The 22,656-nt window shown below is 56.7% G+C and carries 25 protein-coding genes; 9 read left to right on the plus strand and 16 right to left on the minus strand.

Annotated elements, in window-relative coordinates; translation table 11 throughout:
* Positions 1 to 58: 58 nt before the first annotated feature.
* The gene (locus tag ACR0J8_RS06935; RefSeq protein WP_480889337.1) at positions 59 to 424 is read left to right on the plus strand and encodes a nuclear transport factor 2 family protein; all 366 of its coding nucleotides are present in this window, start codon (positions 59 to 61) and stop codon (positions 422 to 424) included.
* A 3-nt stretch (positions 425 to 427) separates the two neighbouring features.
* On the opposite strand, the gene ACR0J8_RS06940 is transcribed toward ACR0J8_RS06935, so the two are convergent.
* A complete protein-coding gene (locus ACR0J8_RS06940; RefSeq protein WP_480524049.1) occupies positions 428 to 1,831 on the minus strand; it encodes an aminotransferase-like domain-containing protein in 1,404 nt (467 codons plus the stop codon).
* Positions 1,832 to 1,930: 99 nt separating this feature from the next.
* Here ACR0J8_RS06940 and ACR0J8_RS06945 point away from each other — a divergent pair, with 99 nt between their 5' ends.
* Positions 1,931 to 2,158 carry a DUF1127 domain-containing protein gene (locus tag ACR0J8_RS06945; protein WP_170615063.1) on the plus strand — a complete coding sequence of 76 codons (228 nt, stop codon included), beginning with the start codon at positions 1,931 to 1,933 and terminating at the stop codon, positions 2,156 to 2,158.
* 59 nt (positions 2,159 to 2,217) lie between these two features.
* Here ACR0J8_RS06945 and ACR0J8_RS06950 read toward each other — a convergent pair whose 3' ends face one another.
* Complete coding sequence (locus ACR0J8_RS06950; RefSeq protein ID WP_170806327.1) at positions 2,218 to 2,661, minus strand: PaaI family thioesterase; 444 nt, start codon at positions 2,659 to 2,661, stop codon at positions 2,218 to 2,220.
* A 30-nt stretch (positions 2,662 to 2,691) separates the two neighbouring features.
* Here ACR0J8_RS06950 and ACR0J8_RS06955 point away from each other — a divergent pair, with 30 nt between their 5' ends.
* The 4 genes from ACR0J8_RS06955 to gluQRS all read left to right on the plus strand — a co-directional run bounded on the left by ACR0J8_RS06955 (position 2,692) and on the right by gluQRS (position 6,673).
* On the plus strand, positions 2,692 to 3,504 hold the full coding sequence (locus tag ACR0J8_RS06955; RefSeq protein WP_480489837.1) for an enoyl-CoA hydratase: 813 nt from the start codon (positions 2,692 to 2,694) through the stop codon (positions 3,502 to 3,504).
* A 262-nt stretch (positions 3,505 to 3,766) separates the two neighbouring features.
* Positions 3,767 to 5,107 carry a methylenetetrahydrofolate--tRNA-(uracil(54)-C(5))-methyltransferase (FADH(2)-oxidizing) TrmFO gene (gene trmFO, locus ACR0J8_RS06960; RefSeq protein ID WP_480524045.1) on the plus strand — a complete coding sequence of 447 codons (1,341 nt, stop codon included), beginning with the start codon at positions 3,767 to 3,769 and terminating at the stop codon, positions 5,105 to 5,107.
* Positions 5,108 to 5,144: 37 nt separating this feature from the next.
* Entirely contained in the window at positions 5,145 to 5,759 is a 615-nt protein-coding gene (locus tag ACR0J8_RS06965) for a class I SAM-dependent DNA methyltransferase (RefSeq protein WP_480524043.1), read from the plus strand.
* Positions 5,756 to 6,673 carry a tRNA glutamyl-Q(34) synthetase GluQRS gene (gene gluQRS / locus ACR0J8_RS06970; RefSeq protein WP_480524041.1) on the plus strand — a complete coding sequence of 306 codons (918 nt, stop codon included), beginning with the start codon at positions 5,756 to 5,758 and terminating at the stop codon, positions 6,671 to 6,673. The genes ACR0J8_RS06965 and gluQRS overlap by 4 nt, the downstream gene beginning before the upstream one ends.
* Positions 6,674 to 6,679: 6 nt before the next feature.
* Here the strand turns inward: gluQRS and hisI are convergent, their stop codons facing one another.
* Positions 6,680 to 7,069, minus strand: a complete 390-nt coding sequence (hisI, locus tag ACR0J8_RS06975) for a phosphoribosyl-AMP cyclohydrolase (protein WP_480524039.1) — start codon at positions 7,067 to 7,069, stop codon at positions 6,680 to 6,682.
* A gap of 48 nt (positions 7,070 to 7,117) precedes the next feature.
* Here hisI and ACR0J8_RS06980 point away from each other — a divergent pair, with 48 nt between their 5' ends.
* Both ACR0J8_RS06980 and ACR0J8_RS06985 read left to right on the plus strand, forming a co-directional pair.
* Complete coding sequence (locus ACR0J8_RS06980; protein WP_480524037.1) at positions 7,118 to 7,570, plus strand: iron-sulfur cluster assembly scaffold protein; 453 nt, start codon at positions 7,118 to 7,120, stop codon at positions 7,568 to 7,570.
* A gap of 59 nt (positions 7,571 to 7,629) precedes the next feature.
* Positions 7,630 to 8,268: a MarC family protein gene (locus tag ACR0J8_RS06985; RefSeq protein WP_170615071.1), complete on the plus strand. Its 639-nt coding sequence runs from the start codon at positions 7,630 to 7,632 to the stop codon at positions 8,266 to 8,268.
* Between the two features lie 184 nt (positions 8,269 to 8,452).
* Here ACR0J8_RS06985 and ACR0J8_RS06990 read toward each other — a convergent pair whose 3' ends face one another.
* The 5 genes from ACR0J8_RS06990 to sciP form a co-directional block, all read right to left on the minus strand.
* A complete protein-coding gene (locus ACR0J8_RS06990; protein WP_480524034.1) occupies positions 8,453 to 8,575 on the minus strand; it encodes a hypothetical protein in 123 nt (40 codons plus the stop codon).
* A 112-nt stretch (positions 8,576 to 8,687) separates the two neighbouring features.
* On the minus strand, positions 8,688 to 10,778 hold the full coding sequence (recG, locus tag ACR0J8_RS06995; protein ID WP_480524032.1) for an ATP-dependent DNA helicase RecG: 2,091 nt from the start codon (positions 10,776 to 10,778) through the stop codon (positions 8,688 to 8,690).
* Positions 10,775 to 13,027 (minus strand): NAD-dependent DNA ligase LigA, encoded by a 2,253-nt coding sequence (gene ligA / locus ACR0J8_RS07000; protein WP_480524030.1) that lies wholly within the window; start codon positions 13,025 to 13,027, stop codon positions 10,775 to 10,777. Before ligA ends, recG begins: the two co-directional genes overlap by 4 nt.
* A 122-nt stretch (positions 13,028 to 13,149) precedes the next feature.
* Entirely contained in the window at positions 13,150 to 13,866 is a 717-nt protein-coding gene (gene ctrA / locus ACR0J8_RS07005; RefSeq protein ID WP_480524028.1) for a response regulator transcription factor CtrA, read from the minus strand.
* A gap of 83 nt (positions 13,867 to 13,949) precedes the next feature.
* Positions 13,950 to 14,243, minus strand: coding sequence for a CtrA inhibitor SciP (gene sciP, locus ACR0J8_RS07010; protein WP_480524026.1), 294 nt, complete (start codon positions 14,241 to 14,243; stop codon positions 13,950 to 13,952).
* A 129-nt stretch (positions 14,244 to 14,372) separates the two neighbouring features.
* Here sciP and mnmA point away from each other — a divergent pair, with 129 nt between their 5' ends.
* The gene (gene mnmA / locus ACR0J8_RS07015) at positions 14,373 to 15,518 is read left to right on the plus strand and encodes a tRNA 2-thiouridine(34) synthase MnmA (protein WP_480524024.1); all 1,146 of its coding nucleotides are present in this window, start codon (positions 14,373 to 14,375) and stop codon (positions 15,516 to 15,518) included.
* A gap of 30 nt (positions 15,519 to 15,548) precedes the next feature.
* Here mnmA and ACR0J8_RS07020 read toward each other — a convergent pair whose 3' ends face one another.
* From ACR0J8_RS07020 to ACR0J8_RS07055, 8 genes are all read right to left on the minus strand, one after another.
* Complete coding sequence (locus tag ACR0J8_RS07020) at positions 15,549 to 16,124, minus strand: hypothetical protein (RefSeq protein ID WP_480524022.1); 576 nt, start codon at positions 16,122 to 16,124, stop codon at positions 15,549 to 15,551.
* The gene (gene lpxB / locus ACR0J8_RS07025; RefSeq protein ID WP_480524020.1) at positions 16,117 to 17,283 is read right to left on the minus strand and encodes a lipid-A-disaccharide synthase; all 1,167 of its coding nucleotides are present in this window, start codon (positions 17,281 to 17,283) and stop codon (positions 16,117 to 16,119) included. The genes ACR0J8_RS07020 and lpxB overlap by 8 nt, the downstream gene beginning before the upstream one ends.
* On the minus strand, positions 17,283 to 18,077 hold the full coding sequence (locus tag ACR0J8_RS07030) for an LpxI family protein (protein ID WP_480524018.1): 795 nt from the start codon (positions 18,075 to 18,077) through the stop codon (positions 17,283 to 17,285). The genes lpxB and ACR0J8_RS07030 overlap by 1 nt, the downstream gene beginning before the upstream one ends.
* A 4-nt stretch (positions 18,078 to 18,081) precedes the next feature.
* On the minus strand, positions 18,082 to 18,867 hold the full coding sequence (gene lpxA / locus ACR0J8_RS07035; protein ID WP_321253038.1) for an acyl-ACP--UDP-N-acetylglucosamine O-acyltransferase: 786 nt from the start codon (positions 18,865 to 18,867) through the stop codon (positions 18,082 to 18,084).
* Positions 18,864 to 19,337: a 3-hydroxyacyl-ACP dehydratase FabZ gene (fabZ, locus tag ACR0J8_RS07040; protein WP_170677032.1), complete on the minus strand. Its 474-nt coding sequence runs from the start codon at positions 19,335 to 19,337 to the stop codon at positions 18,864 to 18,866. The genes lpxA and fabZ overlap by 4 nt, the downstream gene beginning before the upstream one ends.
* A 72-nt stretch (positions 19,338 to 19,409) precedes the next feature.
* Positions 19,410 to 19,994, minus strand: coding sequence for an OmpH/Skp family outer membrane protein (locus ACR0J8_RS07045; RefSeq protein WP_480524016.1), 585 nt, complete (start codon positions 19,992 to 19,994; stop codon positions 19,410 to 19,412).
* 13 nt (positions 19,995 to 20,007) lie between these two features.
* A complete protein-coding gene (bamA, locus tag ACR0J8_RS07050) occupies positions 20,008 to 22,368 on the minus strand; it encodes an outer membrane protein assembly factor BamA (protein WP_480524014.1) in 2,361 nt (786 codons plus the stop codon).
* A 127-nt stretch (positions 22,369 to 22,495) separates the two neighbouring features.
* Positions 22,496 to 22,624, minus strand: a complete 129-nt coding sequence (locus ACR0J8_RS07055) for a hypothetical protein (protein ID WP_480889348.1) — start codon at positions 22,622 to 22,624, stop codon at positions 22,496 to 22,498.
* Between the last annotated feature and the right edge of the window lie 32 nt (positions 22,625 to 22,656).

Raw genomic sequence — 22,656 nt, forward strand, 5'->3', positions numbered from 1 at the left:
ACTCATCACACTGATATAGTCACAGGTATGTCATGCCTTTTGGATGCGGAGAAGTCACATGAAGGAACTGACCCGGACAATAGCCAAGTATGGAGCTGCCTGGCAGGAAACTGATGCGAATAAGCGCCTTGAATTGCTGACGCAGTGCTTCGCGGAAAATGGTAGATATGTAGATCCAACCGCTGATGTTTCGGGCCGAAAGGAATTGTGCGCGCATATTGGGAATGTCCTGAAGGATGCGAATGGCCGCGTCGACATTACCAGCAGCCCGACATCACATCATGACGTGGTCCATTTTACGTGGCACATGGTGGCGCCCGATGGCTCGGTCATGGTTGCGGGACATGATTTTGTTCATCTGGATGCACAAGAAAAAATTGCGCATTTGGCCGGATTCTTCGGGGACCCATCGCCTCTGCCTTAGCAATCAGACACTGATTTGTTCGGGTGGGTTGTCTAGCAGAGCCCGTAAGCGGTGCATCGCATCTTCAAATCGTTCAAGGGACACATGCCCGTTCATGGCAATGCGTACCGCGTTCGGGGCGCGACCATCGCGCAGTGCGAACTCATCTGCCGAGCGCAGCTGAATTCCTTCACGCTCTGCCGCGCGGCTGAAGGCTGCGGCCCGCCACCCCGATGGAAGGTTCAGCCAGACAAACGGCACGTCCGGTGCCCAGTTCAAATCGAAGCCGCCCAGTGCGTTTACCGCAACGCGCACATATTCCCCCATCCGCTTGCGCACATCCTGCGTCACCTTTCGGGTCCGGGGATCTGACAGCAACAGACGCGTCAGTTCGGCCAAAGGCTGTGCCAGGCCAAAATATCCGTATTCTGCCGAACGGCGCAGATCCACGCTACGCTCCCTTGGTGCGATGGCGAACCCGACCCGCAGAGCCGGTGTCAGAATTTTCGAGATCGAAGAAACGTGCCATCCCCTTTCGGGCGCCAACGCGCGATAGCTTGGCTCGCGGGCGTCCCCCATGCGATAACAATCGTCCTCGATAATCTGAACGTCATAGCGGCGGGCGACCTCGACAATCTCTTTTCGGCGTTCCAGTGGCGTGTGTGACCCGGTCGGATTTTGTACTTCGGGCGAGACGCAGACAGCCTGCGCCGGGGTCTGGCGCAAAACATGCTCCATCGCGTCCGGATCAATTCCCCACCGGTCCATTTTGACGCCGACAACTTGCGCGCGCATCAACTCTCCGGCCCGGCGGAACCCGGCGTAAGACAAGTCTTCGACCAGAACGACCGGCTTGGGGCCACGCAAGATAGTCTGAAACACCAGGCACAGCCCGTTCTGTCCGCCGTGTGTCAGTACAATATCATCATGGGTCAATGCGCCCAGCGGAAGATCTGAAAGCCAGTCGACCACCGCCTGACGCATCGGCTTGTACGCGTCACGCGTTGGGTAGTTCAGGAAAAGGCCGGGATCGGACTGAGCCACCTTCTGTAGGCATTCCCGGATCAAAGCCACCTGCCCTGCATCGGCCAGGCGCGGGCTGAACAGACTTACATTTGCGTTGTACTTGTCATCCCGCAAATGCAGCTGCCTAGCCCAGACATCGTCCAGAATGGGCGATTGTGGCGGGGCTACAAATGTACCACGCCCGACCTCGGCGTGTAGCAAGCCCTCGTCCGTCAGAATCGTATAAGCGCGTGCAACAGTGCCGGGCGTGATCTGCAGTCGATACGCAAGCTCGCGGACCGGAGGTAGTTTCGCACCAACTTCCAGAATATTGTTATCAATGGCTTTTCGGATTGTGTCGGCCACCAATGTATACTTGGGACCTTTGGATTTCGGCAATGACTCTGGCCAAATTGTATCCATTACAATTCTTCCTTTGATTTTGACACAATCCTGAATGTATCAAGCGCATGTACCGAACATTTACGCTTTGTGTCAATACAATTTGAAAGGAACCATGACATGACACGCGCAATGCACAACCCCGCCCTTATGCTGCTGACCGACAGCCCCCGGCTGCCGCTGATCGCCGCGCTGGCAGTGCGGTTTGCTGCGACGGTCACCAAATGGGAACAACGCCGCCGCAGCCGCGTCAATCTTGGAAAGCTGGACGATAAATTGCTGCAGGATGTCGGTTTGACCCGGCATCAGGCCTATCGCGAAACCAAACGCTATTTCTGGATGAACTAGAGATCCCCAGTCCCATTATTGGGACCTCTTCCCTGGCCGGGGCATGCCCCCGGCCTTTTTTATCCAAAAGCGGCCGCAGCCGATCCTTCCGGCGGAAGAGAGTATGTCATGCTGGCCCGCGCGACGGGTTTGTCCGAGCCTTCTGAAAACATCAGAACATCACCGACAGCCAATGTCCGCCCCAGTTTCAGCAAACTACAATGTGCAATCATGTCCGCGCCGCCATCGGGTTTGCGCAGGAAATCCATTGAAGCGCTGGTCGTAACCGCCAAGGCCTGCCGCCCTTTTCTGGCCAGAACCATCGCGTAGACACTGACATCGGCGAGCGCAAAGATGGAAGGGCCCGAAATAGTACCGCCGGGCCGAAGGTGCCGGTCAGCAACAATCAGGCGCATTTTGACCGAGTCGTCAGACAATTCCTCGACCATGAAATCCTCGCGAACCTGCGGAAAGACCTGCGCCAGATAATCAGACAGTTCTTTTTTGTTCAGCGCCAACGACATACTTCCACTCCTCGCCTTGTCGCCCTAGAGTTGGCGCACAGCCAGCAGGAGGGCAAGATGGCAATTCTGGAACGTAACGACACCGGCGCAATCGCACATCTGAAAATGAACGCGCCCGAACGCCTGAATGCCCTGAGCGACGAAATGCTGGCGGCGCTGCAGGCCGAGCTTGACGCACTGAAATCCGATGCCTCGATCCGCGCAGTGATCCTTTCCGGTGCCGGGAAGGCATTTTGCGCAGGACACGACCTGAAGCAGATGACCGCCGGTCGCCAGGCTCCGGACCGTGGGCGGGGGTATTTTCAGGACTTGTTCGCGCGGTGTGCCCGAATGATGATGTCCATCCAGTCTCTGCCCCAGCCCGTCATCGCGCAGGTACATGGCATCGCGACCGCCGCGGGCTGCCAGCTTGTCGCGACTTGCGATCTGGCGATAGCGGCCGAAGGCACTCGGTTTGGCGTCAATGGGGTAAACATCGGGCTTTTCTGTTCAACGCCGATGGTTGCGCTTAGCCGGAACATCCCGCGCAAGCATGCATTCGAGATGCTGACCACCGGCGACTTCATTTCTTCCGAAAGGGCAGCTGAGTTGGGGCTTGTGAATCGGGCAGTGCCGGAAATGTTGTTGGAACATGAAACGATGTCTTTGGCCGAACACTTGGCGACCAAACTCGGAACCGCTGTAAAAATTGGGAAAGAGGCGTTTTACCAGCAACTCGAAATGCCAATCCAACAGGCCTATTCCTATGCCGGCGACGTAATGGCGGAAAACATGCTGCATCGGGATACCGAGGAAGGAATCTCGGCTTTTATCGAAAAACGGCCGCCAAATTGGCACCAATGAGGCAATTGTTTTACATTTTTTTCCTCACTGTCCGTATTTTTGCACTTTTCAAAAGGGCGACACTGTGGCAAAGCTGGGTCGAGGCTAAGGCCTCAACGATACTTTTGGGTCGCCGTGGGCGGAAGGTCCCTCCGAGCTGGTCTCTCTCACCGGCGTAGACATTCCCGCAGCGGCGACCCCAAGATCCCCTTCTCAATCCGCACATTATACGACGCGCGTAGTTCTGTTGCGTCGGTCAGCACTCTGCCCTATGTGGCAGCTTATGACACAGAAACTGCATATCGTGGGCGGCGGCATGGCCGGGTCCGAGGCGGCCTGGCAGGCCGCGGAGCTTGGCGTGGATGTCGTGATTCACGAAATGCGACCCAAGGTGGGCACATTTGCGCATCAGACCGGCAATCTGGCCGAGATGGTTTGTTCGAACTCTTTCCGGTCGGATGATGATGAACAGAACGCCGTCGGTCTGCTGCACTGGGAAATGCGCGCCGCAAACGGGTTGATCATGACAACCGCCGATGCGTATCGGTTGCCCGCCGGTGGCGCACTGGCGGTTGACCGCGATCCGTTTGCCGAGGCAGTCACCGCCAAATTGCAGGCGCACCCTCGTATCGAGATCACTGGAGAGGAAATCACCGCCCTGCCCGATGACGGACAATGGATCTTTGCGACCGGGCCGCTGACATCGCCAAATTTGGGTGAAGCCATCCGCACAGAGACCGGAGCCGAGTCGCTGGCCTTTTTCGATGCCATCGCACCGATCGTGTACGCCGACAGCATCGATATGAGTCGGGCCTGGATGCAGTCGCGCTATGACAAGGGCGAAACCGAAGAAGAACGAACGGCCTACCTGAACTGCCCCATGGATCGCGATCAGTATGAGGCGTTCATCGACGCGTTGCTGGCTGCGGACAAAACCGAGTTTCACGAAGGTGAAACCGCAGGCTATTTTGATGGCTGCCTGCCGATCGAGGTCATGTCGGAACGCGGTCGTGAAACCTTGCGGCACGGGCCCATGAAGCCAGTTGGCCTGACGAACCCGCATCAACCGGACGTCAAACCCCATGCGGTGGTTCAGTTGCGCCGCGACAACGCGCTGGGAACGCTGTTCAACATCGTCGGCTTCCAGACCAAAATGAAATACGGGGCCCAGACCGAGGTGTTTCGCATGATCCCTGGGCTGGAGAACGCCAGCTTCGCGCGTTTGGGTGGCATTCACAGAAATACCTTTATCAACTCTCCGACATTGCTGGATTCGCAGATGCGACTGAAATCCAAACCAAATATCCGATTTGCTGGCCAGATCACGGGTGTTGAAGGCTATGTCGAAAGCGCGGCGATGGGTCTGTTGGCCGGTCGTTTGGCCGCCGCTGAAATCATGGGTCTTTCGAAACCTGAAGTGCCGCAGGACAGTGCCATGGGTGCCCTGATCCATCACATCACCGGAGGGGCCGAGGCCAGGACTTTCCAGCCGATGAACGTAAATTTCGGCCTGTTTCGCCCAGTTGACGGCCTTAAAGGCGGACGGCGCGGGCGAAAGGACCGTTACAAAGCCTACACTGACCGAGCCAAAACCGAATGGAAGAACTGGCTTGCGCATTGGTGACTGGACGCGCCGGGCAAACCGGGCCTAACATACCGGTATGAGCGACAAATACCTCAAAGACACTTACGATCTGGATAGCCCGCAGGAAACACGGGCACATTATCAGAAATGGGCCCCGTCCTACGATGACGAGGTTGGCGCCAATGGTTATGCCACGCCGGGACGTGTTGCCGAGGCGCTATGGTCCAAAATGCCCGAGGCACAGACACCAATTCTTGATTACGGGTGCGGCACAGGCCTGTCCGGCGTCGCATTAAGGGATGCCGGTTTTCAGATCGTCGACGGTGCTGACCCAACACCGCAGATGCTTGAAGGGGCCAAGGCCAAAGGGGTTTATCGCAACCTGAAGACCTTCGACATCACAAACTCAAAACCTTTGACGGCTGGTGAGTACAAGGCAATCACAGCGATAGGCGTGATCGGCATCGGCGCAGCCCCGCCCGAGACATTGGATATGCTGATGCATGCGCTTCCCAAAGGCGGGTTGCTTGCATTTTCTTTTAACGATCATGCGCTTGCGGATCATACTTACACCGTTCGATTGAATGACTGGCTGGATATGGGCGCGGCGCGCCTATTGTTCCGCGAATACGGTCCGCACCTGCCCGGCCTGGACCTGAAGTCCGAAGTGTATGTTGTAGAAAAGACGTGACTTTTGTAACCCGGTTTGCCCCGTCACCCACAGGTCCGTTACATCTGGGGCACGCTTACTCTGCCTTGCTTGCCAGCGAAACGGCCATTGCCGAAGGCGGAGAGTTTCTTCTGCGCATTGAAGATATCGACCGTTCCAGATCGCGGCTGATATGGGAAGACCAGATTTATGAGGACCTGAGATGGCTGGGCCTGCATTGGCCTGAACCAGTCATGCGCCAATCCGCGCGTTCGGCGATTTATGAAAAAGCGCTTGATGATCTTTGGGTTCAGGGCCTGCTTTACCCTTGTACCTGCAATCGCAGGGACATTCTGGCTGCCGCCAGCGCCCCACAAGAAGGTGCGCCGTTGCATGGTCCGGATGGAATCATCTACCCCGGAACGTGTCGTGGAACTCTGAAAGAACGAGGTTCAGGCGGAAACAGGCGGCCAACAGACATCCCGCTTCGTCTGGACATCTCGGCAGCAACCCAAAAAGCCGCCAGCCTTTTCAAAGACCGCACGATACCAGGTGGACCGATGACATCGGTAGCGAGTTTCGCGGAATTGGGTGAAGGCCCAAACGGCGAGACCGGAGTGATTGAGTTCACTCCGGAAGAGATGGAAACCTGCATCGGTGATGTAGTCCTGTCCCGGCGTGATATGGGAACATCATACCACCTTTCCGTCGTTCTGGATGATGCGGCACAGGGCGTCACGCATGTTGTTCGCGGACAGGACCTGTTCGAAGCCACCCGAATACATGTTCTGCTACAAGCGCTGCTTGGTCTTCCGACGCCAATTTATCACCATCACCGCCTGATCCGGGATGATACCGGCAAACGGCTGGCCAAGCGTGATGATGCCAGGGCGATCTCAAAATACCGCGAAGAAGGGGCCAGCCCCGGTGATATCCGAGCGATGGTCGGGCTATAGCGGCCGCTACGACATCGGTGCCATCAATTCGACTTCGTTGCCATCTCTTACGGCAGTGTAAAAACAACTGCGTCTGTTGGTATGACAAGCCGGTCCTGTCTGGCGCACAAGAACCAACAGGCAATCCCGATCGCAATCGACCCGGAAATCCACCAGTTCCTGCATGTTCCCCGAGGTTTCACCCTTGACCCAGAAGGACTGACGGGATCTGGACCAATACGTAACGCGGTGTGTATCCAGCGTGCGCTGAATGGCTTCAGCGTTCATCCATGCCATCATCAGAACGTCGCCTGTCTGCTCATCCTGAGCGATGGCGGGGATCAGACCGGATTCGTTGTATTTCAGGTTGGACGGATCAAAGACGGGTGTTTCAGACATGACAAAAACCTTTTGCATCCCGAGGGCTGGCCACTATGTATGGGGAACAGACAATGAGGGAAAGCCATGTCCGGCGAGAACGATCTAATCAAGCTCTATTCCGGCCGCATTCTGGCGCTTGCTTCGGATATTCCGCATTTGGACCGGCTGGATCACCCTGACGCGAGCGTCAAGAAAAGGTCTCCGTTGTGCGGGTCCACTGTCACCGTTGACGTCAAACTGCGCGATGGGCGGATTTCTGATTTTGGACAGGATGTGAAAGCCTGCGCGCTTGGGCAAGCCTCTGCTTCGGTTGTGGGTCAGGCCATTATTGGCGCGACCCGAGCGCAGGTGGAACTGGCGCGCGAACAGCTTTCGGCAATGTTAAAAAAAGCAGGCCCTGCTCCCGATGCGCCGTTTGACGGGCTTGAGCTGCTGATGCCTGCCCGCGATTACAAGAACCGGCATGCCTCGATCTTGCTGGCGCTGGACGCGACGGCCGAGGCGATGGAAAAAGCAGAACAGGCCAACTGCGCCTGAACGTGGTATTTTTTTGAAAATCTCTCTAGTCTCCGGGCTGAAATTGGGGAGAGAGAGTTTTGGATAATTTACTTGAGCATTTCGTGACCCTTTGGGTTGTGATCGACCCGATCGGTACAATTCCAGTCTTTGTTGCCGTCACGGCGGGTATCGAGGCTTCGGCACGTCGCAAGACGGCATTACTCGCTGCGTTGATCAGTGCCGGTGTGTTGCTGTTTTTTCTTGTGTTCGGTCAATTGCTGATCGAAGCGCTGGATATCGGCCTGAACTCGTTTCAGGTGGCCGGGGGGATCATCCTGTTCCTGTTCGCGCTGACGATGATTTTCGGGGAAAGTAAATCGGAAACCGATCAGCGCCTGGTCGAAGAGGATTCTGCGATCAGCACAAGTAAGCCCAACCCGGCAATTTTTCCGCTGGCGGTGCCGTCCTTGGCTTCACCCGGCGCTATGCTGGCTGTCGTCATTCTAACCGACAACAATCGATACAGCTTTGCGGATCAGGGAATTACCGCGCTGGTGATGCTGGTGGTTTTGGCAATTGCCGCGGTATTGATGTTGTTGGCCGACCCCATCATCCGGGTCATCGGGCATTCCGGATCGGCCATCATCAGTCGCGTCATGGGAATGATCCTGGCCTCGGTTGCGGTCAATTCAGTTCTATCGGCGCTGATGGAAATCTTCAGAACGGGCCAATTGTAAAAAAAACCGCCGCACCTTCCGGGCGGAAAGGGCGGCGGCAGGTAACGCGTTTCTCGTGGGGGTCCGGATATCCGCGTGGGGCCGAGGCTTGGCCCCTCAAGGGAATTGGGACAGGCAAGTCACCCTTGACTGAATTGGGGAAACAAGCGCGGCTTAATCGGCACGAGATCGCAGGCAGAAAGGCTTAGAAACCCACGGGAAGGTGAAGGGCAACCACCAGGATGACGACCAGTGACACCGCGCCCGCCGCATCCTGAACAAGTGTGGCTTGCGAGCGGGTAATGGCGGTTTTGATCTGGTTCAGCATGGGTTCACCTCCGGTCAGGGTTTTAATCCTTTGTTGACCTTTTGTTCTCATATTTTGCTGAGTCGGTAAAGAACTTTTAGAGAACATTTGTGAACTAAGTGGAACTTCTCACCTAACCTACTGAAATCAAACGGATGGCCTGATCCTGTTTCATCAGCCATAGCAGAACTCGCGCGGCCTTGCCCCGGTCTGACGTCAAATCCGGATCCGCAGACAGCAATGCCCTGGCGTCTGACTGGGCAACCGCCATCAATCCGGCCTGACGTTCCAGATCGGCAATACGGAACTTCGGCAAACCGGATTGCGCGGTTCCAATCAGATCCCCGGCTCCTCGCATCTGCAGGTCGGTCTCAGATATGCGAAACCCGTCCTCAGTCTCGCGCAAGACTTCAAGACGTTTGCGCCCGCCGTCGCTCAGCGGTGGTTGATACATCAACAGACAGGTGGATGCGTCCTGGCCCCTGCCGACCCGCCCACGCAATTGATGCAATTGCGCCAGCCCGAATATCTCGGCGCGTTCGATTACCATGATCGTGGCATTTGGAACGTTTACGCCCACCTCGATCACCGTCGTTGCTACCAGAACTTTGGTGTTGCCAGATTGAAAGGCTTCCATCGCGGCGTCTTTTTCGGCCGGGGGCATTTGTCCATGCACTAGGCCGACCACATCATCCCCCAGTATCGCGCGCAGCCGCTTGAACCGTTCCTCGGCAGCAGTCAGGTCTGAAACCTCGGATTCGTCCACCAGGGGGCAAACCCAATAGCACTGCCTGTCTTCTTCGATGGCGTGCCTCAGGTGGGCCACAACCTCATCCATGCGTTGCGTGCTGACAACGGCTGTTTTGACAGGCTTGCGTCCGGGCGGCTTTTCATCCAGCACCGAGACATCCATGTCTCCGTATTGCGCGAGCGCCAGACTGCGCGGAATCGGCGTGGCGGTCATGACAAGGACATCGGCGCCCTTCCCCTTGTCCGACAATTCCATTCGCTGGCGCACACCAAACCTGTGCTGCTCATCCACAATGGCCAAATGCAGGGCTTTGAATTCCACATCGCCCTGAAAAACGGCATGTGTGCCGACAAGTATCTGAATATCACCCTTTCTCAGCGCGGCCAGCTTGGCTTTGCGTTCAGCGCCTTTGTCCCGTCCGGTCAGGATTTCCAGCACGACACCAGCCTCGTCCGCGAGTGGGCGCAATCCCTCCAGATGCTGCCGCGCCAGAATCTCGGTCGGCGCCATCATGACGCCCTGCCCGCCCGCTTCGACCGCGATCAGCAACGCCATGAAAGCGACTAGCGTTTTGCCGGCGCCAACATCCCCCTGTAGCAAACGGTTCATTCGTGCGGCTGACGCCATGTCGGCGGAAATCTCCTCGATGGCCTGCAATTGTGCACCTGTGGGGCGATATGGCAGGCTGCTCAGCACCTTCGATTGCAACACGCCGGTTGCCCTGCTGACAATTCCGCGCGACTTCCTTTCCCGGCTTCGGGCCAGGGCCAGCGTCAACTGATGGGCCAGCAATTCGTCATAAGCCAGACGCTCACGCGCGGGTGCAAACATTGCTACGTCATCTGCCCCTTGCGGAAGATGTGCCGACTGGATGGCCGTTTTCCAGCCCTGCCAGTTCTGACGCGCCACCTGAGCCGGATCGATCCATTCGTCCAAATCCGGAGCGCGGGCCAAGGCGCTTTGCGCCGCCTTGTATGCGGTCTTCTGTGTCACGCCTTGGGTCAGATGATAGACAGGTTCAAACTCCGGCAGCTCTCCGGCCTGTTCCGGCGAAACCACGTGATCGGGGTGTACCATCTGCGCCATTCCGTCGAACAGCTCCAGTTTACCTGACACCAACCTGCGTGCCCCGGGCGGCAGAATTTTCGTAAGGTAGTCGCCACGCGCGTGAAAAAACACCAGCTGGAAATCGGCCTGACTGTCCTCGACTTGAATACGATACGCGCCGCCTTTCGTTCTTGGGGGGCGATGCGTGCCGACCGTGACCTCGACCGTCAGTGTCGTTGGCAGGTTTGCGCCCTGAATAGTGTCACGCCGCCGCCGGTCGATGACGGCATATGGCAGAGCAAACAAAACGTCACGAGGTGACTCGATTCCGATCTGCCCCAACAACTGAGCTGTTTTCGGACCGACACCTTCAAGTGTTTCAAGCCGGGCGAAAAGTGGAAACAGGGGTTCAGGGCGGCCGCTCATGCATCCCCGATCAGCTGCAGCCAGCCGTCTTCATCCAACGTTGTAATCCCAAGATCCGCCGCTTTCTTGGCCTTTGACCCCGCGCCGGGACCTGCCACAAGAAGGTCGGTTTTCTGACTGACCGAACCTGAAACCTTGGCACCCAACGCTTCTGCCCGAGCTTTAGCTTCCGCACGCGTCATCTTTTCAAGCGTTCCGGTGAATACAACCGTTTTTCCGGCAACCGGACTGTCGGATGCCGGGGCCTCCGGTGGTATGATCGTCAGGTGTCTGCGCAAATCGTCAAACGCCTGACGCTCTTCCGAGTTTGCGAAAGCATCAGACAGGGACAGCCCCAAAGTCGCACCGATGCCGTCAATGCCGATCAGATCGGACCAGGCCTGCGCGGCGGTCTTCGGGACATCCGACCCAATTATCGCGGCATCGCGCGCCTCCTTGATCCGTGCTCTTCGGTTGCCGGCTGTCGCGGCTTGGCGCTCAGCCTCCTCTGCTTCATCCGCGGCGCGTTGGGCCAGAGCAGCCGCCCGGGCTGCATCAATGGCCTGCGCCATCGCTTCCCAATCCCGATAGAACAACGCAAGATCCCGTGCGCCCACTTCACCAACGTGGCGTATCCCCAGCGCAAACAGTAGTCGCGCCAACGGGATCGTGCGCTTCTCCTCAATCGCTTCAAACAGATTTCCGGCCGAGGTCTCGCCCCACCCATCCCTGTTTTTCAACCGCGCCAGGTTTTTGGCGTCACGCTCTTTCAGAGTGAAGATATCCGCAGGCGTGTTGATCGGTAGCGTCGGGTCGTCATGAAACATTTCGATCTGTTTGGCGCCCAGACCTTCGATATCGAAAGCCTTGCGAGATACAAAATGCTTCAGCTTTTCAACGGCCTGTGCCGGGCAAATCATACCTCCCGTACAGCGGCGAACCGCATCCCCGTCCTCCCGGATCGCTTCGCTTCCGCATTCAGGGCACCGTGTTGGAAATTCGAAAACAACAGAGTCGACGGGACGCTTTGACAGATCCACGTCCGCCACTTTTGGGATCACATCGCCTGCCCGATAGACCTGAACCCAGTCGCCAACCCGAATATCTTTGCCATCTCGGATTGTTCCGCCTTTTGCATCGCGCCCGGCTATATAGTCTTCGTTGTGCAGCGTCGCGTTGGAGACGACGACTCCGCCAACCGTCACTGGGTGCAGCCGGGCCACGGGGCTAAGCGCGCCGGTTCGGCCGACCTGAATATCGATGGCCTCAAGCCGGGTCCAGGCCAGTTCTGCGGGAAACTTGTGGGCCACCGCCCAGCGTGGCGTGGTCGACCGGAACCCAAGCCTAGCCTGAAGCGCCAGCTCGTTTACTTTGTAAACAACGCCGTCGATGTCATAGCCAAGCGTTGCGCGTTGCGCCTCGATGTCCCGATAATGGTCCAGCATCTGACCGGTTGTTTCACACAGCCGTGTCAACGCATTTGTGGCAAACCCGAAACCCGCAAGCCGTTCAATTGCGGCCATTTGCGTGTCGGCCAAAGGTTCTGACAATTCGCCCCAGGCATAGGCAAAGAACCTCAACGGTCGCGTCCGGGTGATGGAGGCATCCAACTGACGCAAAGACCCGGCCGCGGCGTTGCGGGGGTTGGCAAATGCTTTGTCGCCAGCCTGTGACTGACGCGCATTCAGGTCGTCGAAATCGACATGTGACATGTAGACCTCACCCCGAACCTCGAGAACTTCGGGTGCGTTTTCAATGGTTTGAGGAATGTCCGAAATCATGCGCGCGTTTTCGGTTACGTTCTCACCCACCTCACCGTCGCCACGCGTTGCGGCCTGAACCAGTTTTCCACCCTCATACCGCAAGGACAAGGACAGACCGTCGATCTTCGGTTCTGCAGTGAAGGCAAGCGGCGCATCATCCCGCAACCCCAGGTATTTCCGGATCGAACGATCAAAATCCCTGACGTCTTCGTCGTCAAAGGCATTGCCCAGGGACATCATCCGCACAGAATGTGCAACTTTGGAAAACCCTTCAGCGACGCGCGCGCCTACCTGCTCGCTTGGGCTGTCGGGACGTTTCAGATTCGGAAACCGCGCTTCGATTTCTGCATTTCTGCGCTTGAGCCGGTCGTACTCCGCATCCGAAATCTCGGGCGCGTCTTCTGTGTGATATTGGGTATTGGCGCGCAGCAGAAGGTCAGAAAGGCGCGCCAGTTCTTCCTGCGCTTCCTGTTCTGTCAGGTCGGTTACCGAAATGGAGTTGCTCATGGCCTCGCCCTGTCACGTGATCTTGGACCCCAGTGATAGGGCGAGGTCATGGCCAGGTCCAGTCGTGCTGTTCGTGAGTGAGGGTGCCGCCCTGAACCGGCAGCGGCATTTTCAGATTTCGCTCAGGCGCCGACTGCCATTCGGGTTTCATCGAGGCTGTTGTTTTGCGGATCGCGTAAAACATAGCCCCGCCCCCAAACCGTTTCGATGTAATTTTCACCTCCGGTTGCATTGCTCAGTTTCTTGCGTAGCTTGCAAATGAAGACATCAATTATCTTCAGTTCCGGTTCGTCCATTCCGCCGTATAAATGATTTAGAAACATCTCCTTTGTCAGGGTTGTTCCCTTTCGAAGGCTCAGCAGTTCGAGCATCTGATACTCCTTGCCTGTCAGATGAACCGCTTTACCTTCGACTTCAACAGTTTTTGCGTCGAGGTTGACTGCGACGCGTCCGGTGTGAATGACGGACTGCGAATGCCCCTTTGAGCGCCGGATGATCGCGTGAATGCGGGCGACCAATTCTTCACGATGGAAAGGTTTGGTCAGATAGTCATCGGCACCAAAACCGAACCCTTTGATTTTACTTTCGGTATCGTCCGCGCCCGACAGTATCAGGATCGGAGTTTCGACCCGAGCAATCCGCAATTGCCGCAACACTTCATGTCCGGTCATGTCTGGCAGGTTGAGGTCCAGCAATATCAGGTCGTAGTCATAAAGCTTTGCCAGATCGATGCCTTCTTCGCCGAGATCCGTTGCGTAAACGTTCAGGTTGGCATGTGTCAGCATCAGTTCGATGCTTTTGGACGTTGTCGGATCATCCTCGACAAGAAGTATACGCATTCACTGCTCCAATTCAGGTCAATATTGCAATTTCAATTCAACCTTGATCAAAAATAGTTAACCCGGTTTTACCGTTGAATCATTTATTCATTCTCTACCTTGGGTTGTCTATATTTTTTTAACGCTGTCACTTTTAATGCGTCCACCCCGTAGTCTGCGACGGCGGCGACCCACCCATTGAATTCCTCGTCACTGATTCCATATCGTTTCTTTGCGTCCGATAGGGAAATCAGCCCATACACGACGCCCCGAACAACAGTTGCCTTGCGCGAGGCGACCCAGCGGCGCGTTTCCGCCGGAGGCAGATCAGCCCGCGATAAAACCGTTCCATCCGGCAGGGTTACCGATCTTGGCCCCTCAACTTTGTGCAAATACATCGTTCGCCTCACTTTCTGCTGCGACAAAGCTGCGCCCAGCATACTTAAAGCCACATGAAACCGCCCCTTGAGAGTGTCTAGAATTTTCCTATATTCTGCCGGTCTTTCTTAATCCGCACTGGAAATGCCATGGCCCTCGATACCGAGACACCGCTGAACTCGCTTGGATTTGCCAAACCGCCCTCGGAAACCCGGGTGGTCGTGGCCATGTCCGGTGGTGTCGACAGCTCTGTTGTGGCCGCCTATCTGGCTGATCAGGGGTATGACGTCGTGGGTGTAACGCTGCAGCTTTACGATCACGGCGCGGCCCTGGCCAAGAAGGGTGCCTGTTGTGCCGGCATCGACATTCACGACGCGCGTCGCGTGGCCGAAGAGCGGGGATTCCCGCATTACGTGCTGGACTACGAAAACATCTTCAAAGACGCGGTGATAGACGAGTTTGCTGACAGTTATCTGGCGGGCGCAACGCCCGTTCCCTGTATTCGTTGCAATGAGCGTGTGAAATTCAAGGATCTGCTGGAAACCGCTAAGGATCTCGAGGCCGACTGCATGGCAACCGGCCACTACATCCAGCGCAAGGTTGGTCCCAATGGGCCCGAGCTGCACAGCGCGGAAGATGCAAACCGCGATCAGTCTTATTTCCTGTTCTCGACCACGCCGGAGCAACTGGATTACCTGCGTTTCCCTTTGGGGCACCTGCCTTCCAAGGACGCAACCCGCGAGATGGCCGCGCAGTATGGCCTGTCCGTTGCAGATAAACCGGACAGTCAGGACATCTGTTTTGTTCCAGATGGAAACTATGCCAGCGTGATCGAGAAGCTGCGCCCCGGAGCAGCCGAGCCGGGTGAAATTGTTCATGCGGACGGTCGCGTTCTGGCACAGCACAACGGCGTTATTCACTACACCATTGGTCAGCGGCGTGGGCTGGGCATCGGTGGGCTGAGCGAACCGCTTTATGTCGTCAAACTGGACGTGGACAAGAAACAGGTTGTTGTTGGTCCCAAGGAAATGCTGGCCACACGTACCGTTCCCGTGCGCGAGATCAACTGGCTGGGGGACAAGCCGTTCACGTCACAAAAAGAATGGCATGTTTCGGTCAAGGTTCGTTCGACCCGCCCCCCGCGCGAAGCGATTGTCAGGCCTCTGTCGGACACGACCGCCGAGGTGGAGTTACTGACCCCGGAGGAAGGCATCTCGCCCGGTCAGGCTTGTGTGTTCTATGAAACAGATGGCAGCCGCATTTTCGGCGGTGGATGGATCTGGCGGGGATATTAACGTGGCTTCTGGCCTCAGTCTTTCTGGGGCCTAAAGGGCATCCGTCCCGGTGTTGAGAAGAATATACAGACCGACCGCGACCATAACATAGGGTGCGATCCGGTCCAGCCGGGCCATTCTGGGTGCAAACAGTTTGGCCTTAGGTGCTCCCCAGGCGGCAACTCCTGTCAGCAGACACGCGGCGGTGGCAGCACCAAACAGCCCTGCCCATCTGTATGAGGTCGATGATTCCGCAAGAAGCGGTGTCATGACTGCAAACGTGTCTATGGACAGGCTGAGAAACAACAGAACGACCGAGATCACGGCCCCTTGCGGCTGGGTGTCGGTTTTTCCTCGCCCGGAAATCTGCAACCAGATGCCCCGGACACCCAATGCAAGTGGTACAACGCCAAGGTATCCAATAGTCGTTGGATATGTGCTGTGGCTCAGCCCGATGGCGACGGCGATTGCCAGTAGAAGAACGACGGTTTGCGCGACGGCGAACCCCACGACCGGACGACGTCGGCCCATGACAACGATCAGACCGAACAGCACCGCAAGGTTGTCCAGATTTGTCGAGACCTGCGCAATTCCGGCAGACAGGGCAAACAGAGCGTGATCAATCATGCCCGTTTCGCATCCGTGCCAGCACGGCGCGGGCCGCACGTAACCCCGGGGCCTCTCCACCCCGCCCAAGACGGTCCATCGTGAGGGCCATGGCCTCCTGCTGGGTCTTTGGTACTTCCATGACCTTTGACAAGGCTGCGGCAATCTTGTCGGGGCGGCAATCGTCCAAAAGGCACTCGGGCACAGTGCGGGTGTCTGACACCAGATTGACCAAAGTCACCGTATCCAGCTTGACCATGCGTTCGGCCATCTTCTGGGTCAGCCAGGTCAGTTTGTAGGCGATGACCATTGGGGTGGATTGCGCAGCGAGTTCCAGCGACACCGTGCCAGACGCGGCCAGTGCGACATCTGCCGCTGCAAACGCAGCACGTTTGCGAGACGCCGCCTGATCTGCCTCTAGCTCCCGTGGGTCGACCACTACGGGTTCGCCCGGCCATGATCGGATCTGATCGCGCACCGTATCGACGATGTGCGCAACTGCCGGGACCACGACGCGCATGTCCGGATGATCGCGCAGAAACAAGCTTAGGGCTTCGCCAAACACCGGTGCAAGGCGTTCGACTTCCCCGCGGCGCGATCCGGGAAGCGCCAGCAGGATCGGTGCTTCTCCCAGATCGTAGGCGCTTCGGAAGTCCGATATGTCCGTATCCGTCGCAATGGGTTCGTTGACGACTGGATGGCCGACGAAATCGCATTCCATGCCAGCCTTTGTCATGTATTGCGGCTCGAACGGCAGCAGGGCCAGAACGTGGTCGATGACCTTGGCCATTTTGTCGGCCCGACCAGGACGCCAAGCCCAAACGCTTGGCGCAACATAGTGAACGGTGCGAATGTTGCTGCCCGCCTTCACCAGCTTGGCCACACGAAGCGAGAAATCCGGGCTGTCGATGGTAATCAGCACATCGGGTTGTGTATCCAGAACCGCTTGTGCGGTTTCAGAAATGCGGCGTTTGAGGTGGAAGAACTTCGGCAGCACTTCAACCAGGCCCATGACAGACAGTTCTGACATTGGGAATCGGCTGTTCAATCCCTGCGCCTGCATCAAAGGGCCGCCTACCCCGTCGAATTCGACATCCGGGACAAGCGTCTTCAACCCTTCCATCAACGCGCCGCCCAACCGGTCGCCCGAGGGTTCACCGGCGACCAGAAACACGCGCATCAGACGGACCGCTCACGAACGAAAAGGAAAAGACCCAGCCGGTTGCATTCCTCGACGACCCGATCGCGTTGAAGGACGATGACCCCGCCTTTTTCGATAACGATGCCCGACAGACCTGCCGCAACCGCATCTGACACTGTATCAGGCCCGATTGCGGGCAGATCAACACGATGGTCCTGAGAGGGTTTTGGGGCTTTGAACAGAATGCCGCCGCCAGCATCTGGCCTTTGGGTCAGGGATTGCAGCATCCAGGCGGTTCCGAAAATCCCCTCAACCGCCATGGCCTGGCCCTTGGAAACCACGCAGGCCTGACCAATGTCGGCCGCTCCCATGGCCCGCACGATCCCGACAGCGCGGTCCGCATCCGCCAGATCCGCATCAGAAGGCTGGGTTTCGGTCAAACATCCCAACGGGGGCAACAGTTCCGGTGCGAGGTCCTGTGCCGCACGAACCGAAAGCCCGCTGTCTTCCAGAATACTGATCACAGCGCGCAACGCGCCGTCGTCGCCTGAGACAATTGCCTTCTGAATAACCGGAACCAATGGCATCGTCGCCGGATCGATCCGCGAAGGATCAATGACCGGGCGACGCACCGCGCCGGCCATGCAAATCTCGGTCACTCCACGGTTTTGAATATCAGCAATGAAACTGCCGAACCGCTCTAAAGGGAAAACGATGTCTGGCGTCAGGTCATCAGGCAGAAAGCCCTCGAGCGCACAGATCACAGGGCGTTCGGGCAAATGGCTCAACACCTCGGTCGGCAATTGCCCGGTTCCTGCGATCAGAGCCAGCACGGTCCTATTTCCCCGGTGTCAGGAATGAACGGTCGCTGTGTCCGGTCACGAAATCGACGATGCGCCGCACATACTCACTGTCGTTGCCTTCGCCTATCCGGTGGGCCCGGTCCATGAACGTCCCCTCGCCGCTCGACAGCTCGCGGAAAGCCGCGCGCAAGGCGGCGATATCTTCGCGCGGAACGCCCCGGCGTTTCAAACCAACGAGGTTCAACCCGTCGAGTTCGCCACGAGGTGCCTGAACAAGACCATATGGGATCACGTCATTAGCGACCATTGTCAGCGCCCCGATAATGGCACCGCGACCAACGCGGACCCATTGGTGCAAACCGGATATGCCGCCGACGATTACGTCATCTTCGACAATGCAATGCCCTGCAGCCCCGGCGTGGTTGACCATGATGACCCGATTGCCGATCTGCACATCATGCGCCACATGAACACCCGCCATCAAAAGACAATCGTCGCCTACTCGCGTAACACCGCCACCACCATCTGTTCCGGTGTTGATTGTCACATGTTCGCGAATGCGGTTCCGCTGACCAATTTCCAGCCGGGTGTTTTCGCCACCGAACTTCAGATCCTGCGGTATCTCACCGATGACCGAAAAATTGAAGATAACGGTGTCCTCGCCAACCGACGTGTCGCCGGTCACGACAACATGCGATTTCAGTTCCACGCGATCTGCCAGTTTGACCTGCGGACCGACATAACAGAACGGACCGATGGCACAGTCCTGCCCAATCTGCGCGCCGTCTTCGATGATTGCGCTGGGATGGATGCGGCTCATGTTGTTTTTTCCATGTCCCAGTCGACATAGGCGGAAAACTCGGCCTCGGCCGCAACCTCGCCGTCTACAGTTGCCCGACCGCTGAATTTGAAGATCTTGCCGCCCTTTTTGCCGCGCACGGTTTCAACGTGCATTTCGAGCACATCTCCCGGAACCACTTTCCGGCGGAATTTGCACTTGTCGATGTTCATGAAATAGATCAGCAGCTCGCTGTCGATGACATCCATTCCGACACCCAGCATGACACCGGCAGTCTGGGCCATTGCCTCGACAATCGTCACCCCCGGCATGATCGGCGTTCCAGGGAAATGACCCTGAAAATGCGGCTCGTTCATGGTGACGTTCTTGATGCCCACTGCGGACTGATAGCCGGAAATGTCTACCACCTTGTCGACCAGCAGAAACGGATAGCGATGCGGAAGAATCCGCTGGATCAACTGAATGTCGGCGCTCTTGGTTTCCGTCGTCATGGTAAACGAGTCCCTTCGTGGATTTCTCTTTTTCGAGTGGTTAGCAAGACCCGCGAACAAGGGCAAGCAAGCCTATTCGCTTGCCTTGTTATCCAATCTTCTACCATCGCCGATCATCGCATTGATCCGACGGATGGCCATGTTGGTGATATCGGACGATTCCGCGCGGAACAAAACATTCGACTGTTCGAGGATTACCGATGCCCCGGTCTCTCGCAAGAGGTCGACCAGAACCGGTTGCACCATCTCGAAAAACAGCTTGCGGGAGTTTTCGCTCCGACGGGCGAGCGCATCAAGTTTGGCCCGCTGTCCTTCGCGGTGGGATTGCACCTTATCATCGAACGCTTCGGCAAGTGGCCGGAACTCTTCGGCTGTCAACGTCGACCGCCGTTCCGTCAGTTCCTTTTCTTCCTTGCTCAATTCGGCAACGATTCGTTCGTTTTCTTCGGCCAGCAAGGCACTTTCGGCGTCGATTTCGCGCAGAATGCGCTGACCGAATTCTGACCCGGCGAAAAGGCGTTCGCTGGACAATGTCAAAACACCAGATTGCGGCACACCCAGTTGCTGTGCTGTACTTTGCGTCGCAGCTCCGCCAAGCAAAAGCAGAATGACAAAAAGGGCCCGAACCGGGCCCTGAATGTCTGGAATAAACCGCATGACCATCAAAGGATCAGAACTGAGCCTGAATGGTCAGGTCAAAGCTGCGCTCCTGGTCAAAGTCTTCCTTTTTGAGTGCTTTGGAGAAGTTAAACCGCAATGGGCCAAACGGCGTGTCCCAAAGAACCGACACGCCCAGAACATGGCGGATCGAGCCATCAGCGCCAACGATATTCGCCCCTGCGGTATTGACGTTGTCGATGTTGTAGAGGTTGCCGACGTCGTAGAAAACACCACCGCGCAGGCCCAGTTCTTCGGGGAGGCCAAGCGGGAAATCAGATTCGAAGCGGGCCACCCAGTAATAGTTGCCGCCAATCGCATCATCCTGACCGTTCGACAGATCGCGCGGGCCGATACCGGCCGGATCGAAGCCGCGGAAAGTACTCGGGCCAAGAACAAAGCGATCCACGGTTCGGCTGAAATCGTTACCTCTCCAATGGAATGCGCCCATTTCCAGCGAAGCGCGCAGGACGACCTCTTCGCTCAGAACACGTGTCTGGGCAATGCCGCGCGCGGTCGATTTGATGAACTTGTCGTCGCCGCCAAGACCGGCCGCGTCCACACCGACCTCAAATAGGACACCAGCGTTTGGATTCAGACCGGCGAGCCGGCTGTCATACACATAGGAAATACCCAAGGCACTGCTGCTGCGTTCACCTTGTGCAATTTCCGAGGCAATGACGGCACCGTTGATCTGGTTGTCCTGCTGCGTCATTTCACTGCGGTCCCAGCTATAACGCAGGCTCAGCGAGGAAAGTTCGCCAATCGCATAGCTGATTTGCGGGGTGAAGAACACAGTATCGGTGTCATAGCTTGCAAAGCTCGAATTGGTTGTCGAAAGACCAAGGCCTAGGTCGAAGCGCAGCTTCCGGCCCAACAGATAGGGTTCGGAAAAGTTGATGACGTATTGTTCTGAATCCTGCGCGGTTGAAAGCGAAAGACCCAAGTTTTGTCCGCGTCCCAGGAAGTTGGATTCGTTCAGACCGATCGCAATACCAAATCCGTCAGCGGCCGAGAAACTACCGCCAAGGCTGAGTGAGCCGGTTGGCTGTTCTTCGACGTCCACATCAACGATGACCTGACTGGGCGATGACCCTTCACGAGGTTCCACATCCGCCGTTGCGAAGAAACCAAGGGCACGAATACGCTCGGCGCTCTGGCGGATTTCGCGGGGGTTGAACGGATCACCCTCGACGGTATCGAACTGACGGCGGATCACACGGTCCAAGGTCGTCGTGTTTCCTTCAATATCGATCCGTTCGACAAAAATACGCGGACCGCGGGTCAGAACAAATTCGACGTTGAGCGTCAGATCTCTCTCGTTACGGGTAACACGCGGCTCTACCCGCAAGAAATCAACGCCCTGCTTCAGACCCAACCGTTCCTGCCGGGCAATCGAGTTTTCGACCAAAGAAGGCGAATACGTCACGCCCGGCTTGATTTTCAGGGCTTGCTGGTACGCGGCAGCGTCAACGCCAGGAATTTCGCTGACAGTCGTGATTTTTCCAAACGAGAATTTCTGGCCTTCGGTGATGTTCATCACCAGAAAGAACGCATCCCGTTCGCGGGTGAATTCAACATTTGCGCTGTTGACCCGAAAGTCGACATAGCCGCGCGATAGGTAAAAGTCGCGAATAACCTGTTTGTCGAATTCGATACGGTCCGCGATAAACGTGTCGCCGCGCAGGAAAGTTCGCAGGATGTTCGCTTGCTTGGTCTCCAGCACCCTGCGCAGGCGCCGGTCGGAATATGCGCGGTTGCCGACGAAGCTGACCCGCTCAACTTCGATCGTTGTGCCTTCGGCAATTTCGAACACCAAATCGACACGGTTGTCGCTGCGCCGGATAATGCGCGGAATGACAGTTGCAGCAACCCGACCCTGTGCCGAGTAAATATCAGCAATCAGATCCGCGTCCGCTTCGGCAACCTGAGGCGTAAAGACCCTGCGCGGCTGCGATGAAATCGCATCCATCAAGACATTGTCCTTAACACGGCGATTGCCCTCAATGCTGATCTTGTTGATCGTCGGGTATTCCTGAACCTCGATCACCAATATCGACCCGCGCGGTGTCAGTTCGACTGTTTCAAAAACACCACTGTCAAGCAATCGCTGATAGGCATCATTCAACTGTCCTGCCGTCACGGTTTGCCCCGGTTCGATTCCGGTCCGCGAGATAATCGTCGAGGTTTCGATGCGTCGGTTACCTTCCACTTGGAAGGAATTGATCGTGAAGTTCTGGGCATGCGCCGCCTGCGGCGCAGCCATGAAACTCATTGCACTAAAAAGAAAAAGAAACGTTAGTGTGCGCCACAAAATATTGTTTGCAGTCTTGTTCACACCGCAGAATATGCCCACGCCCCGCCTGTCCGTCATTTTTTTCACTACCCAGAATTTTCAGACTTTTAATGCTGAGTAACGGGATTGAAGGGTCTTGTCAAAAGCGCAAAAACACAAAACGGCCCAGCGGGCCGTCTAAATCAATCAACAAGTTGGGCGAGAATCACATACCTGCCAGGTATGCCCCACCTGCAAGCGCCAGAGCCGTCGCGCCAAAGCACAAAAAAACATCCCAGTTCAATATGAACAGAACGCTGAACCCCTGGTAGGATTTTTGCAGAGTCTTTGGCATCGGTCTCTAAGCCTGTCTTTCAATACACCAAA

It is taken from the genome of Ruegeria sp. N11 (assembly GCF_056531525.1).